We start from the raw sequence: 13,817 nt of genomic DNA, 5'->3' as shown, positions 1-13,817 counted from the left end.
CGTTGCCCTCGTTACAGGCGGTCGGAATCGATTTCAACGTAGGCTTCGTCGCGTAAGCGCCGTAGCCACAACTCAGTCTCTTCCTCGATTTTACGTTTGCGAATTTCCTCGCGGATCTTGTCCTTCTTGAATTGTTCGCTGTTGTCCTGATTTTCGCGTCCCAAAACCTGGATCATGTGCCAACCGAACTGTGTTTGCACCGGCGCGCTGATTTCGTTGATGCCCAACTTATTCATCGCCTCCTCGAACGGCGGCACCAGCGCGCCGGGACTGACCCAATCCAATGAACCGCCGTTGATCGCGGAGCCTTTGTCATCGGAATGCGCGCGCGCCAGCGCGGCAAAGTCGTCGCCGTCGTTGATCCGCTCCTTCAACGCCAGCAAACGTTTTTGCGCCTCGGCGTCGTCCACCAGTTCGTTGGTCTTGATCAGAATATGTCTGACCTTAGTCTTGGTCACGATGTGCTGCGCGCCACCCTCGGTTTCCAGCATTTTGATGATGTGAAATCCACTGGGGCTACGAATCGGATCGGAAACGTCGCCTTGCCCCATTGTCGGCACCACATCGGCGAATAAGGACGGAATCTGCCCGAGGCTACGCCATCCTAAATCACCGCCTTTCAGCGCGTTATTGTCGTCGGATACGCTAACCGCGGTTTGCTTGAAATCCTTGCCGCCGCGCAAATCCGCCACGATTTGGTCGGCCTTGTCCTTGGCTTTTTGTATGGCGCCGGCCGAAGCACCTTCGGACACCGCCACCAGAATATGGCCTAAATGGTATTGCGACGAGACTTGGCCGGCCTTGCCCTGGGTTTCCAGATAGTGCGCCACTTCGGCGTCGGTGACCTTGACCCGGCTGCCGATTTCCCGGCCGCGTAACTGGTTAATGACAATTTCATTCCGCAGATTGTCTTCAAAACTTTTGTAATCCATACCCTGCCGCGTCAGCTCGTCGCGAAAGGCCTCGACCGACAAACCGTTCCGCGAGGCAATGTCGGCGACCGACGACCTGAGCATTTCCTCGCTGATTTGCACCCCGGAGCGGGATGCCAGTTGACGTTGCAACTTGTCGACGATCATTCGTTCCAACACCTGCTTGCGCAGCACGAATTCCGGCGGCATCGTCACGTTATTGCTGGACAGCTTGGCGGTAATTGCCTCGACTTCCCGGTTCAGTTCCCGTTCCAAAATCACGTCGTCCTCGACCACCGCGACGATCCGGTCCAACACCTGCGTCCAACCGACCGTCACGTAAGCCAGCAAGGCCAGTATCCAAAATCCCTGTTTGATCATATGCAACTTACTCAAAGAAACTGGCCTTGCGATAACCGTACAGGTTGGTATTCAGGAAGGTATCCACACTGTCGCCGAAACTGCTCAGACCTTTCAACTCCAATTGCACGAAGAATGCGGTCTCCGGCTTAGTACTCGGATCGTTCAACACCGTGATGTTATTGGCGGCGTTGATATAACGCCGGCCGATAACCCTGAAACGCCAGCAGCAATTTTCCTTCTCGATGCCGATGAAGCTTTCGGTCGTCTTATCGAAAGTCAACGAGTATTGCCAACGACCTAGGCCGTACCACTCGCCGAATAACGGCAAACGAAACGAAACGTCGGTCTGATTGATGGTCAAGGTCGGGTCGGAAACCTGCGCATTGCTCACAAAATCGTTCGGGTTACGTCGATAGCGATAACCCAGGCTCAGAAGCTCGTTTGTTGGCTTGCGATATTTCAACATAGCCTGACCCCGCGCGAAACGGTTGTATTCCGGGTCCCATTGCAAGCCGGTTGAATAAGACCAATTTCGGGAAAGTTGCCCACTCAATTCGCCGATGAAATTTGACGTGTTGCTGGCCGAAGCCTTTGTATTATTGGTCAGATAATCCAAATCGACGGATCTGTTTTGGAAATAGAGGATTTGACCCAAATTTACTTTCAAAGGCTCCAAACCGGTCGTTGAATCGACATACCTGGAAGTAATTGCCAAGGTAACCTGATTGGCGTCTTGTATCCGATCGAAACCGCTAAACCGGTTTTCTCTAAACAAACTATAAAAGTTGGTGTCGAGAAAACTGGTATCGAAAATAGGAATGTTACTTTGATCCTTGCGTGGAATGTACAGATAAAACAAGCGCGGCTCCAAAGTATGGATATAAGGCGACCCGGCGAAATTCAACTCTTTTTCGAACGTCAACCCGGTATCGAGCGAGAAAATGGGCAAAAATCGACTCACGCTGCTTGCCTGACCCAAATTGGTTTGATTACTCAACTGATATTGCGTGTATTGCCCGGTCAACCTTGGTATCAAAAAGCCTGCGTCGCTTTCAATGGGCAGTGCAACTGCCGGCGCCAAATTATAACGCTGAGCATTAACCAAAACATCATGACTAAAATAACTATACTGATTATCCATGGCCACGCTGATGGGGAGGTCCTCAAAAACATGACTGTAATTCAAGTTAATTCTGGGCAATACGTTGTAAGGCATCGCCGCATCGGTAATAGTTTTATCAACAGCCTGATAATGCTGAATCCCCGCAGCAAAAACAAAATCGGAAATACCGTAATTCAAGTACGCTGTACTGGGTAAAAATCGGGTATCCTGAAAACCCAACGCATTATTTAAGTCATTAAAATATGTTTTATCCGACACATAGTTCAAATTTAAGGTCGAACTTAAATTAGGCGTAAAAATAGTCTTATTTTGCCAACTTCCAGAATAGCGAGTTTTATCCGCTATTTCATCGTAAGGTAAAAATTCGGCGGAAAATGTACCTTGCGAGGTTTCAGTCAAATAACGGAACTTGTTGCGGATCTGCTCTCCACGCTTACTCATGTAACGCAAGGTAATAATGTCGTCAAAATTCGGTGCGATATTCCAATAAAACGGCGCCGAAGCGTCGAAGCCGTTCCGCTGGGTTGTGCCCCAGGTCGGTGCCAGCAGGCCCGACAATCGCCGGCTGTCGGTCGGAAACGAGATGTACGGGGTGTACAACACCGGTACTCCCTTGAATTCCAGCCAGGCATTCTTGGCCGAGCCTTGCCCGGACTCGCGGTTAATCTTTACCCGCGACGCATGCATGATCCAATCCTGGTTACCCGGCGAACAACTGGTAAACGCCGCTTCGTTGTAACGCGATAAACTTTTACTATCCCGGTATACCACATCGGCGCTACCCCGGAACGGCGCCTCGGGAACGACGAATAGGGCCTTGCGCAAGCGGGCCTCGTCCTTGCCCAGACTCAGGGAAGCCGTTTCGCTGAACAGCGCCAATTGATCCTCGCTATACAAGACGTTGCCTTGCGCGTCCAGGGTTTCCGCGACGGTATCGTAGCTGGCCTTATCCGCGATTAAGTGCTGATCTGCCCTGGTCAAATCGACGTTACCGGCAAAATTGAGTACCTCGCCGTCGTACACTTCGGAAAAATCGGCGGTCACATCGGTGGTTGCCGCGTCGCGCGCCTCTTGCGACGTAGCTTTGATTTTGCGTTTCTTGCTGCCCCAAGTCGAACAGTTCTGCCAGGGATCGCGGTCGAACTCGCCCCGCAAGGTCTGGAAGGATCGCTCTTGCTGATATGAAAAAGTCGGCGTCAGCCAATAGGTCGCAGCAAGCTCCGTCTCGACTTCGCTGACGGGCCTGGCCTCGCCTTTCGGGTCGGCACCAACCAGATTGCAATTCCAACCGCTTTTATCGTCGCCGGTCTTACAGGTCCAACCGGGAACCGTTCCGGAAGATGCCGTCTGGCTTTTCGGTTGCACTGGCTCGGCGGCAGGCTTTTGCGGCTCGTTGACCTTAACTCGGAGTTTTTGGGCCTCGCTGACCGCTTTTTCGACCACTTTGACTTTTTCCCGTTCAGGCGGCACGGCCGGAACAGGCTGAGCGACTTGCGGGATCGGCGCCGGTTCCGTCTCCACTGGCTTGGGCTCGGCTTGCCGAACCGGCGCGACCTCTGGCTTGACCTCCGTCGGAGCCGGCTTGGCTTGCTGGGCCGTTGCCGGCGGCGCGGGCTGGGTTTTGATGACCTGAGGTTGAGGCGGCGCGCCGCTAGCCGGAGTTTGATTCAAACAAGTCCATTCGCCGCTTTGCGACTGCTCGCAATTCCAGGCGCCGTTGCTCGCCGCGGAAACCGCACTGGTGGTGTACAAGGACAATGCCAACGAAATGGAGTGAACCCGAAAATTCATGAAGTGGCTTGAGCGGCTAATTGGCTTAGCGGAACGGAAATCGAATAAAATGCATGCCCATCATTTTACCTTAGGTTGCTCGGCAATAAGTAACTAATGTATTTTTCCAGTTCAGACTCAAGACTCGCGGAGCTCAATGCCTGGCTAGTCAACGACTTGGCATTGGACGTGCGCGGCATCGCCCCCGCTTCCAGCGACGCCAGTTTCCGGCGCTATTTCAGGATCAGCCACGGCCTTGGCAGCCAAATCGTCATGGACGCTCCGCCGGACAAGGAGAACACCGAACCCTTCGTCAAGGTTGCCGAGTTGTTCGCCGGCGCGGACCTCCACGTGCCGAAAATCTATCGCCAAAACCGCCAGCGCGGTTTTTTACTGTTGGAAGACTTCGGCAGTACCAGCTATCTCGACGCGCTGACTCCGAACAACGCCGACACGCTATACGGCGATGCGATCGACGGCCTGCTGACGCTGCAAACTCGCCTTCACGGCATCAACCTTGATCTACCGGCCTACGACGCAACACTGCTACGCCGGGAACTGGGCATTTTCCACGAATGGTTCCTAGCCGGCTTGTTGAACCTGACGATGGCAAGCGATCTGGCCGACGTGACGCACAGCCTGTTGATCGATTCAGCACTCGAACAGCCGCGGGTATGCGTGCACCGCGACTACCACTCTCGCAACTTGATGTTACTGGCGCAAGCGTCACCCGGTGTCATTGACTTCCAGGACGCGGTGATTGGCCCGTTGACCTACGATCTGGTTTCCCTGCTGCGCGATTGCTATATCGCCTGGCCGGAACAGCGGGTTGATACCTGGGTCGATCGCTATTACCAACAGGCGCTGACGCTGAACTTGACCGACGCCGACTTCGGGCAATTCCGGCGCTGGTTCGACCTGATGGGGATGCAACGCCACCTGAAAGCGGTCGGCATCTTCGCCCGCCTGCACTTGCGCGACGGCAAATCCGGCTACTTGCAAGACATTCCCCGCACCTTGAACTACGTGGAAGAGGTTTGTCGCCGATATCCCGAGCTGGAAAAAATGGGGCACTTCCTGCAACAACACGTCCTGCCGCGTTACGCCAAAACCCTATGAAAGCGATGATTCTGGCCGCCGGCCGCGGCGAACGCATGCGGCCGTTAACCGACCACACGCCGAAACCCCTGCTCAGAGCCAACGGCAAACCGTTGATTGAATATACCATTGAGCACCTAGCCTCGGCGGGCTTTAACCAAATCGTGATCAATTTGGCCCATCTTGGCGAGCAAATCGCCGCCTACTGCGGCGACGGCGAGCGCTGGGGGTGCGAATACGCTATTCCGACGAAGGCGACACCGCTCTCGAAACCGCCGGCGGCATTGCCAAGGCGCTGCCCTTGCTGGGCGAGGCTCCGTTCTTGACCTTGAATGCCGACGTCGCCTGCGACTTTCCGCTGGAAAAATTGCGGACGGTCGATGTCGATCTCGCCCATTTGGTGATGATACCCAACCCGCCGCACCACCCCGCCGGCGACTTCGCAGTCACGCCGACCGGCCAGCTAAGCGAGGTCGGCAGCGGCAAACTGACCTACAGCGGTATTGGTGTATATCGCCCCGCTCTGTTCGCGAATCTTGCGATCGAACCGTTGAAATTACGCCCGGTTTTGAACGGTGCCATTCAGGCAGGCCGAATCAGCGGAGAACGTTATAACGGCTACTGGTTGGACATCGGTACGCCCGAGCGTCTGCACGACTTATCGGAGCGGCTGACCAAAGCCGCGGAATCGGCCGCGTGAGCCTAAAAAGGCTTAAGTACCGCCAGCCAAACGATCGCGAACAAAAACAACACCGGAATTTCGTTGACCCACCGAAAGTACACATGGGAATGGCGGTTGCGGTCGTGTTTGAAGTCCAACAACCACTTACCGCACCAAACGTGATAGATAGCCAATAGGCCCAACAGCGCCAGCTTGGCATGCAACCAGCCGCTACCGGAATATAGTGTCCAGGCGTAATCGCCCAACATCCAGATCCCGAAACCGAAGGTTGCGACCATGCCGGGGGTCATGATACCGAAGTACAGCTTACGTTCCATGACCTTGAAGCGCTCATAGCTGACCGCATCGTCGCTCATCGCGTGATACACAAATAAGCGCGGCAAATAGAACAAACCGGCGAACCAGGTCACCATAAAGATCAAATGTAGCGCTTTCAACCAAAGCATAGTCGTGTTCCTGTGTCGCGAGATGATGAATGGTCCAGCAGCAAAGCCTAACCCACAAACGAAACGACCGGCACTTAACGGCCGCCAACTTTCCCCCGCCGCTCGGACGAGGGCTTAGCGTCGACATCGTCGACCGGCTGATTGGGAGCCTCGCCGGGCCGCCGTTCATGTTCATGGTGATGCTGCTGGTCGCCCGAATATCCCGGAGAGCCGCCTAACCCAGGCAATCCGGGAATACCGGGCATCGGCGCCACCGGCGCATAAATTACCGGCGCGCCGATATAAGAATTGCGCCGCTCCAAGGCCTCGGCCTGGCGCCGCTGCGCATCGGCTTGTTGTTGCTGGGCCAGCGCGCTACGCTTCATGGCCTCGACTTCCTCGATCTGGCGTTGTTGTTCGGCTTGCTGCTTTTCGGCCTCGAGCCGAGCGGCTTTTCTGACCTGATTTTCCTCACGCAAGGCTTCTAATTTCGCTTTGGCTTCCGCCTCCCGCGCCGGATCGGCATGTATGTCGAGTTGCCGGCCACCTTCTTGCGAGCAAGGCTTTTGCTGGTAAACCGTTTTGCCGGACTTACCTGAGCATTTAAACACCTCGGCTTGCGCCGAAACGAAACCGCACAGACCTAACAACAGCCACGCTAACCGCATATCCACCTCGCAAATCGAATTTTTGGCGGCGACGATAATTCCTCCGACTTAAACCGCGATTAATGACCGTTTGCCAAGCGATCCAATTTAGGCCTGACCGACGTCGTCGCCGGCGCGCGGATGACGCAAAACAAAATACAGATTACGAAAATAAATCAACAAGCCCATACCCTGCCCGAGAATGAAGACCGGATCCTGCTTATGGATCGAATACACCAGCAAGGTCACGCCACCAAAAATACTGAAATACCAAAACATGGTTGGTATCACGCTACGCTTTTGCCGTTCGCTGGCCAACCACTGCACCAGAAACCGCGCGGAAAACAGACCCTGTCCCAGAAATCCTACAATCAGCCATAAAGTATCGTTATCCACGCGCCACCTCGCTGACCACTGGCCGACTATAACGACGCTTTAACCACACCACGCCCAACAAATCGACGATACCCGCCGCCAGGCGATCCAAGGTACCGTATTTCGATGTGCCGTGGCTACGCGAGCGATGATTGACCTTGACTGAAATCACCCGACCGCCGGCCATACGCACCAAAGCCGGCAAAAACCGGTGCATATGATCGAAATAAGGCAAGGCCAAAAAGCGGTCGCGCCGGAACAACTTCAGACCGCAACCGGTGTCAGGCGTTTCGTCGTGTAAGATCGCCTGACGGACCGCGTTGGCAAACTTCGATGAAAATCGCCGCCAACCGGTATCGTTGCGCCGATGCCGAAAACCGGCCAGCATCCACAACTGTTCGTCGTCAGCCGCCTGCTGAGCCGCGGCCAACTGAGGGATGTCGGCGGGATCGTTCTGACCGTCGCCATCCAACGTAGCGATCCAAGCGTAGCGAGCCGCAACCACGCCGCTGTGCACGGCGCGGCTTTGACCGCAACCGCGTTGATGATTCAACACCCTCAGGCTGGGATAACGCGCCATCAGCGCCCGCAAACTAGACGCGGTGTCGTCGGTGCTGCCGTCATCGACAAAAATCATTTCGAAGGCGAATCGCCCTTCCAACGCCTGCTGTATCTCTTCGATCAACGGCCCGACATTGTCGGCTTCGTTGTGAACCGGGACCACCACGGAAATCTCCATAACACCACTTTCTCTACTAAAACAATCGATTATATCAAACCGTGCCCGCGATTGGCCGGTCCTTTAAAGCGCCTTGATTTCACCGACCCTATCGGCGCGGCGTACCACCAGCCAATATTCCCGATGGCGTTGCACCAAAAACTCACCGCCGGGCGGCTGATTTTCCAACGAAACCAAATAACCGTCCGGATGTTCGGCGGCCCAAGCCTTGGCCCGCTCGGCGGGAATGACCGGCAGAGGCCGAGTCAGCTTACCCAAAAAATTCAACTGACCTTGATAGTTACCGGCATAGGCGCACGGCACCCCGGTATCGGCGAAGTTCTTGACTTGTCGAGCCGTCGGCGACAAGTCGTACGCGGCGCCGTTATCTCGAAAAAAGCAAACAAAGCCGATGGCGACGGACAACACCACGGCCGCTGCCGCCGCGAACGGCGACAACCGTTGGCGATGCCAAGTCCACAATCCCAAACCGCCCGCGATCAGTAACACGCTTGCACCCCAGTCGGCTTGCAAGGCCCGAACCCAGCTCCACTTCGCCAGACCCGGTATCGTCGGCATCGCCAATAGAAAGGCGCCGACCGCTAACAGCAGCCCAGGAATCACCATCTCCGAATACCGCGACCGCACCTGAGCGGATTCGTCCCAAACTCTGGCGGCAAACAGTGCGAACGCCGGCATGGCCGGTAACAAATAGTGGATCTGCTTGCTGGGCACGGCGGAAAACACGACAAACGTCGCGCCAAACCAAATCAGGCAAAACCGCGCCCCGGCATCTTCACCGAGCCGCTTCGCGCGCAAATTACGCCAAAACTGCGGCGCATAGCCCCACGGAAACAAAAACAGCGGCAGAAACAGCAAATACCAGAACGGCGAGCGAGTATGAATTTTGGTGCCGACGGTCCGGTCGGCAGTCTGATGCCAAAGTATCGCCCGGCCGTACTCTTCGCCGCCGGCCTGAGCGGCTGGAATCGCCCAACTCAATGCCAGCGCCGCGCCGACCAATACCGCGCCGATCACCCCTAGCGACCAGTTCGAATAGGTCGGCCGGCGCCGGTCGGCCCAAAAACCCACGGCCACAGCGGTGGGCAAAACATGGAGCAACACCACCGGTCCCTTGGCGAGAATGCCCAAACCCAAACCCAAGCCAGCCAAGCCCCAGGCTTGCCAACCGCCACCGCGCGCCGCCGCCAACACCCCCAGTAGAACCAGTAGCACGCAGTCGGTCAACAATACGTCGAACATCGTCGAACTGGCGAACAAGGTCCACAACAAGGTCGAGATCAAAATCCAAGGGGCTAAACCAGCGACCCCGCGCCGCTCCGGCCACAACGCTTGCGCCAGCCTCCGCAGCAGCACCAAGTTCGCCAACGCCGCCAACGGTCCGACCAAACGCGGCCACCAATCGTTAACGCCAAACACCGCCCAGCCGGCCTGCATCAGCCAAAACAACAGCGGCGGCTTATGGCTGTAGCTTGCACCGTTCAGATGCGGCACCAGAAAATCGCCGCGCAACCACATTTCCCAAGCCACGCTCAAATAGCGGGTTTCGTCTATCGGAATCGGCGCGCGAAAAAAACCGTAACGGTCAGCACTAGCCAGAGCGGATACACGCCCCAGCGAGCGAAAAACAAATGTCGATCAGTCATGTGATTGGAATGAGTTTGAAAATGCCGGCACTTGGAGAACACGAACCGGCGAGTGGAAATCGGCAGGGAAGCGAATATTGTGCCGCCGAGTCCGACACCGGAAACCGCCGGTCAAACCGAGCCGATACCTTGAAACGCTCCGGTTCAAATCCCCCACCATCCCGGTGGATTTGAACCACGCATCAGTCAATCCGCGACGCGCCAATTCAAGGTTTCACCGGCCCGCAACGGCGTCAATGTGTGCTCGGCTTCGCCGTAGCGTTCAGGCAGCGCCCAAGTCCGCTTCTCCAGCGTGATAGTACCGACGTTACGCGGCAAACCGTAGAAATCGGCGCCGAATTGGCTGGCAAAACCTTCCAGTTTATCCAGTGCCCCGATTTGCTCGAACGCCTCGGCATAAAGCTCCAAAGCCGCATGGGCGCTGTAACAACCCGCGCAACCGCATGGACTTTCCTTGGCGGCGGTCGGATGCGGCGCGCTATCGGTGCCCAGAAAAACTTGGGATTTCCCGAGCCGGCCGCTTCCAGCAAGGCCTGCCGATGATGCTCCCGCTTTAAAACCGGCAAACAGTAAAAATGCGGACGAATGCCGCCGGCCAAAATTGCGTTACGGTTGTACAGCAAATGCTGCGGGGTAATCGTCGCGCCTACATGGGCCGGCGCTTCACCGACGAACTGAACGGCTTCGCGAGTCGTCAAATGTTCGACAACAATCCGCAAGGACGGAAAGCGGCGCACAATCCCGCTCAACTGGGTATCGAGGAAAATCTTCTCGCGATCGAAAATATCGTATTCGGCGGCGGTGACTTCGCCGTGAACCAACAAAGGCACCGCGAGCCGTTCCATCGCCTCGAATAATGGATAGGCGGCCTCGATATTCGCGACACCGGCGTCGGAATTGGTGGTCGCCCCGGCCGGATACAATTTGAAAGCCTGGACGTGCTCGCTCTTCGCCACTTTCTCGACTTCGGCGATCGGCGTATTACCGGTCAGATACAAGGTCATCAGCGGCTGAAAGTCGGCGCCGGCCGGCAGAGCCTGCAAAATTTCGTCACGATAGCGCAGCGCCTGCTCGACAGTAACCACCGGCGGCTTCAGATTCGGCATCACGATCGCGCGGGCGAATTGCCGCGCGGTGTGTCCGACGACGGTCCGCAACATCGCACCGCTACGTAGATGCAGATGCCAGTCGTCGGGCCGGGTAATCGTCAATTTGTCCATTTCCAGCGGGATTTCGATTAAAATGGCGGCAATTCTATCACTGCCGACCTTGAAAACTTCAAGAGTCGGCCCTATAGACAACTTGATTTCGATTTTTTGGGAGTAGCTCATGCCTATCTACGAATACCAATGCAATGCTTGCGGTCACGAACATGAAGCCCTGCAGAAACTGGGTGCGGAGCCTTTGGTGATCTGCCCGGCCTGTAACGAAGCCGAGTTGAAAAAGAAAATCTCCGCGGCCGGCTTTCGCCTGAAAGGTGGCGGCTGGTACGAAACCGACTTCAAAAGCGGCAACAAGAAAAACGTCGCCGGCGAAAGTGGCAACTCCTCCAGCAGTAGCAGCTCCGGCGGCTGCGGCGGCAGTTGCGCCTGTCATTAACCCTGTCCAACGTCGCTAGAAAGAACGCGCCGGACGCCGGTCCGCGCCTGGCGCTTTCCGTCCTTATTTTTTGAAATATTCCTTTTCCGATCAACTCGAGAACCATTATGCGTAGCCACAAATGTGGAGAATTGAACACCCAACATCTAGGCCAGACCGTCGCGCTGTGCGGCTGGGTCCATCGCCGCCGCGACCACGGCGGGGTCATTTTCATTGATCTGCGCGACCGCGCCGGTCTGGTGCAAGTGGTGTTCGATCCCGACGCGGCGGAAAGTTTCGCGACCGCCGAACAGGTGCGTAGCGAATATGTGCTGCGCATCGAAGGCGTTGTTCGCGACCGGCCGGCCGGCACGCACAACCCCAACATGGCCACCGGCGAGATCGAAGTCTTGGGCAAGCATATCGAAGTGTTGAACGAGTCGGAAACCCCGCCGTTCCCGCTGGAAAGCGACATCGAGGTCAACGAGGAAACCCGCTTGCGCTTCCGTTACATCGACCTGCGCCGCACCGCGATGTTGGAGAAGATGAAAGTGCGCCGCGACGTCACCCGTAACCTGCGCCAGTATCTGGACGAACACGAGTTCTTCGAAATCGAAACGCCTTATTTGACCAAGGCCACCCCGGAAGGCGCGCGCGACTACATCGTACCTAGCCGGACCCATCAAAACTCGTTCTTTGCGCTGCCGCAATCGCCGCAGCTGTACAAGCAATTGTTGATGATTGCGGGCATGGATCGCTACTACCAAGTAGTCCGCTGCTTCCGCGACGAAGACCTGCGCGCCGATCGCCAACCCGAATTCACCCAATTGGATATCGAAACCTCGTTCATGAACGAGGAAGACATCATGGCGGTAATGGAAGAAATGATCCGCCGCCTGTTCAAGGACATCATCAATGTCGATCTCGGCGACCCGTTCCCGGTAATGACTTACGAGGAAGCGATGCGCCGTTACGGTTCCGACCGTCCGGATCTGCGTATCCCGCTTGAACTGGTCGACATCGCCGACGAAATGAAGAACGTTGAATTCAAGGTGTTTTCCGGCCCGGCCAACGATCCGAACGGCCGTGTCGTGGCGATGAAACTGCCCGAAGGCGGCGAGCTGAGCCGTAGCGTCATCGACGAACTGACCAAGTTCGTCGGCATCTACGGCGCCAAGGGCCTGGCTTACATTAAGGTTAACGACCTAGCGACGGGCATCGACGGCTTGCAATCGCCTATCGTCAAATTCGCCCCAGCCGAAGTCTGGGCCAATGTCATGAACAAAGTCGGCGCCCAAAACGGCGACTTGATCTTCTTCGGCGCCGATAAGGCCGGCATCGTCAACGAAGCGATGGGCGCGTTGCGCGTCAAGCTGGGTCTGGACCGTAACCTGATCACCGGCCCGTGGAAACCGCTGTGGGTTATCGATTTCCCAATGTTCGCCTGGGACGACAAAGCCCAGCGCTACGCCGCCATCCACCATCCGTTTACCGCGCCGAAATGCGGCATCGACGAACTGAAAACCGATCCAGGTAAGGCATTGTCCCGCGCTTACGATTTGGTCCTGAACGGCACCGAAGTCGGCGGGGGGTCGATCCGGATCAACCGCACGGCGATGCAACAAACCGTGTTCGATATTCTGAGCATAGGCTACGAAGAAGCCCGCGAGAAGTTCGGTTTCCTGCTGGATGCGTTGAAATACGGCGCGCCTCCGCACGGCGGCATTGCTTTCGGCTTGGACCGTCTGGTGATGCTGATGACCGGCGCCAGTTCAATCCGCGACGTCATCGCCTTCCCGAAAACTCAAACGGCGGCCTGCCCGCTGTTCAACGCGCCGGCTCAAGTCAGCGAGGAGCAACTCAAGGAATTGGGCATCCGTTTGCGCAAACCAGCCGGCAAAGACGAAAAAACACAGGAATGACCCGCACCAAGGCGGACAGGTTATCGTACGTACCGGCCCGCCAAAACGACCACAAAATTTGCCGAATTAAATTCGGCAAATTTTGCCCAGCTTTTTCGCCGCAATCTTCTAAAAAGCCCATTGACATCGTTTCGGCGATGTTGCACCCTGAAGACGTTATCTTCGATAACAGGACTCGGGAGCGAGTCCTCCGCCGTTCAAGGATTGCTGTCAAACACTCATCTCCGAGAGGCTTGCCATGAATAAAATCACACCTCGTCTGATCCGCGATTTAAACGAAACCTTGCCGGAAGGCACGGAATGCTATTTGTGCGAAGCGGTTAGAAACGCGCTGTTCAATTACCGCAAGGGCCGAGAACCGTCAAATTACATTGATAAAGAACAAGCCTTGCCGATGCTTGCACAAAGGCTGGGGCGTGGCTTGAAAAATTTCTTTGTCGACGATGTCAGGCAAGCGCTGGACGCCTATGAAGACGCCCGCGTGGGTAGAAAATTCAGCTGGCCGACATAAGTTCCCTGAACGGTGATTTCGAACCGA

At 56.0% G+C, this 13,817-nt stretch carries 13 protein-coding genes and 1 pseudogene; 6 read left to right on the top strand and 8 right to left on the bottom strand.

The features are described from left to right. Positions 1 to 11: 11 nt before the first annotated feature. Together ACP4CD_RS22965 and lptD are read right to left on the bottom strand one after the other, a co-directional pair. The gene (locus tag ACP4CD_RS22965) at positions 12 to 1,292 is read right to left on the bottom strand and encodes a peptidylprolyl isomerase (RefSeq protein ID WP_426994726.1); all 1,281 of its coding nucleotides are present in this window, start codon (positions 1,290 to 1,292) and stop codon (positions 12 to 14) included. Between the two features lie 7 nt (positions 1,293 to 1,299). Then, positions 1,300 to 4,188 (bottom strand): LPS assembly protein LptD, encoded by a 2,889-nt coding sequence (lptD, locus tag ACP4CD_RS22960; protein WP_426992800.1) that lies wholly within the window; start codon positions 4,186 to 4,188, stop codon positions 1,300 to 1,302. A gap of 96 nt (positions 4,189 to 4,284) precedes the next feature. Here lptD and ACP4CD_RS22955 point away from each other — a divergent pair, with 96 nt between their 5' ends. The 3 genes from ACP4CD_RS22955 to ACP4CD_RS22945 are packed head-to-tail and all read left to right on the top strand — an operon-like array spanning position 4,285 to position 5,965. Further along, positions 4,285 to 5,286: an aminoglycoside phosphotransferase family protein gene (locus ACP4CD_RS22955; protein ID WP_426992799.1), complete on the top strand. Its 1,002-nt coding sequence runs from the start codon at positions 4,285 to 4,287 to the stop codon at positions 5,284 to 5,286. Next, positions 5,283 to 5,591, top strand: coding sequence for a nucleotidyltransferase family protein (locus ACP4CD_RS22950; protein WP_426992798.1), 309 nt, complete (start codon positions 5,283 to 5,285; stop codon positions 5,589 to 5,591). The genes ACP4CD_RS22955 and ACP4CD_RS22950 overlap by 4 nt, the downstream gene beginning before the upstream one ends. Next, positions 5,495 to 5,965, top strand: a complete 471-nt coding sequence (locus ACP4CD_RS22945) for a hypothetical protein (RefSeq protein WP_426992796.1) — start codon at positions 5,495 to 5,497, stop codon at positions 5,963 to 5,965. The genes ACP4CD_RS22950 and ACP4CD_RS22945 overlap by 97 nt, the downstream gene beginning before the upstream one ends. Positions 5,966 to 5,967: 2 nt before the next feature. Here ACP4CD_RS22945 and hemJ read toward each other — a convergent pair whose 3' ends face one another. The 6 genes and pseudogenes from hemJ to pyrC all read right to left on the bottom strand — a co-directional run bounded on the left by hemJ (position 5,968) and on the right by pyrC (position 10,999). Beyond that, complete coding sequence (gene hemJ / locus ACP4CD_RS22940; protein ID WP_426992794.1) at positions 5,968 to 6,393, bottom strand: protoporphyrinogen oxidase HemJ; 426 nt, start codon at positions 6,391 to 6,393, stop codon at positions 5,968 to 5,970. A 74-nt stretch (positions 6,394 to 6,467) separates the two neighbouring features. Continuing rightward, a complete protein-coding gene (locus ACP4CD_RS22935; protein ID WP_426992793.1) occupies positions 6,468 to 7,040 on the bottom strand; it encodes a DUF4124 domain-containing protein in 573 nt (190 codons plus the stop codon). Between the two features lie 87 nt (positions 7,041 to 7,127). Then, on the bottom strand, positions 7,128 to 7,415 hold the full coding sequence (locus ACP4CD_RS22930; RefSeq protein ID WP_426992792.1) for a lipid-A-disaccharide synthase N-terminal domain-containing protein: 288 nt from the start codon (positions 7,413 to 7,415) through the stop codon (positions 7,128 to 7,130). Beyond that, positions 7,408 to 8,133, bottom strand: a complete 726-nt coding sequence (locus ACP4CD_RS22925; RefSeq protein ID WP_426992790.1) for a glycosyltransferase family 2 protein — start codon at positions 8,131 to 8,133, stop codon at positions 7,408 to 7,410. Before ACP4CD_RS22925 ends, ACP4CD_RS22930 begins: the two co-directional genes overlap by 8 nt. Positions 8,134 to 8,196: 63 nt before the next feature. Next, positions 8,197 to 9,663, bottom strand: coding sequence for an ArnT family glycosyltransferase (locus tag ACP4CD_RS22920; protein WP_426994725.1), 1,467 nt, complete (start codon positions 9,661 to 9,663; stop codon positions 8,197 to 8,199). A 302-nt stretch (positions 9,664 to 9,965) separates the two neighbouring features. Beyond that, positions 9,966 to 10,999: pseudogene (gene pyrC / locus ACP4CD_RS22915) on the bottom strand (dihydroorotase). Between the two features lie 109 nt (positions 11,000 to 11,108). Here pyrC and ACP4CD_RS22910 point away from each other — a divergent pair. From ACP4CD_RS22910 to ACP4CD_RS22900, 3 genes are all read left to right on the top strand, one after another. Continuing rightward, on the top strand, positions 11,109 to 11,378 hold the full coding sequence (locus tag ACP4CD_RS22910; RefSeq protein ID WP_064031554.1) for an FmdB family zinc ribbon protein: 270 nt from the start codon (positions 11,109 to 11,111) through the stop codon (positions 11,376 to 11,378). Between the two features lie 107 nt (positions 11,379 to 11,485). Beyond that, positions 11,486 to 13,279 (top strand): aspartate--tRNA ligase, encoded by a 1,794-nt coding sequence (gene aspS, locus ACP4CD_RS22905; RefSeq protein ID WP_426992788.1) that lies wholly within the window; start codon positions 11,486 to 11,488, stop codon positions 13,277 to 13,279. Positions 13,280 to 13,517: 238 nt separating this feature from the next. Next, entirely contained in the window at positions 13,518 to 13,790 is a 273-nt protein-coding gene (locus ACP4CD_RS22900; RefSeq protein ID WP_064031556.1) for a hypothetical protein, read from the top strand. Positions 13,791 to 13,817 lie beyond the last annotated feature (27 nt).

Origin of the sequence: Methylomonas stagni, assembly GCF_050154735.1 — a bacterium.
GTDB classification, from domain to species: Bacteria; Pseudomonadota; Gammaproteobacteria; order Methylococcales; family Methylomonadaceae; genus Methylomonas; species Methylomonas koyamae_A.
The sequence above is the reverse complement of the archived record's forward strand: the minus strand, read 5'-3'. Positions and strand labels throughout refer to the sequence as shown.

Coding starts and splice junctions, on each gene's coding strand:
- ACP4CD_RS22900 (WP_064031556.1), top strand. CDS start 13,518: ATGAATAAAATCACACCTCGTCTGATCCGCGATTTAAACGAAACCTTG.
- ACP4CD_RS22965 (WP_426994726.1), bottom strand. CDS start 1,292: ATGATCAAACAGGGATTTTGGATACTGGCCTTGCTGGCTTACGTGACG.
- ACP4CD_RS22935 (WP_426992793.1), bottom strand. CDS start 7,040: ATGCGGTTAGCGTGGCTGTTGTTAGGTCTGTGCGGTTTCGTTTCGGCG.
- ACP4CD_RS22955 (WP_426992799.1), top strand. CDS start 4,285: ATGTATTTTTCCAGTTCAGACTCAAGACTCGCGGAGCTCAATGCCTGG.
- ACP4CD_RS22950 (WP_426992798.1), top strand. CDS start 5,283: ATGAAAGCGATGATTCTGGCCGCCGGCCGCGGCGAACGCATGCGGCCG.
- ACP4CD_RS22910 (WP_064031554.1), top strand. CDS start 11,109: ATGCCTATCTACGAATACCAATGCAATGCTTGCGGTCACGAACATGAA.
- aspS (WP_426992788.1), top strand. CDS start 11,486: ATGCGTAGCCACAAATGTGGAGAATTGAACACCCAACATCTAGGCCAG.
- hemJ (WP_426992794.1), bottom strand. CDS start 6,393: ATGCTTTGGTTGAAAGCGCTACATTTGATCTTTATGGTGACCTGGTTC.
- ACP4CD_RS22925 (WP_426992790.1), bottom strand. CDS start 8,133: ATGGAGATTTCCGTGGTGGTCCCGGTTCACAACGAAGCCGACAATGTC.
- lptD (WP_426992800.1), bottom strand. CDS start 4,188: ATGAATTTTCGGGTTCACTCCATTTCGTTGGCATTGTCCTTGTACACC.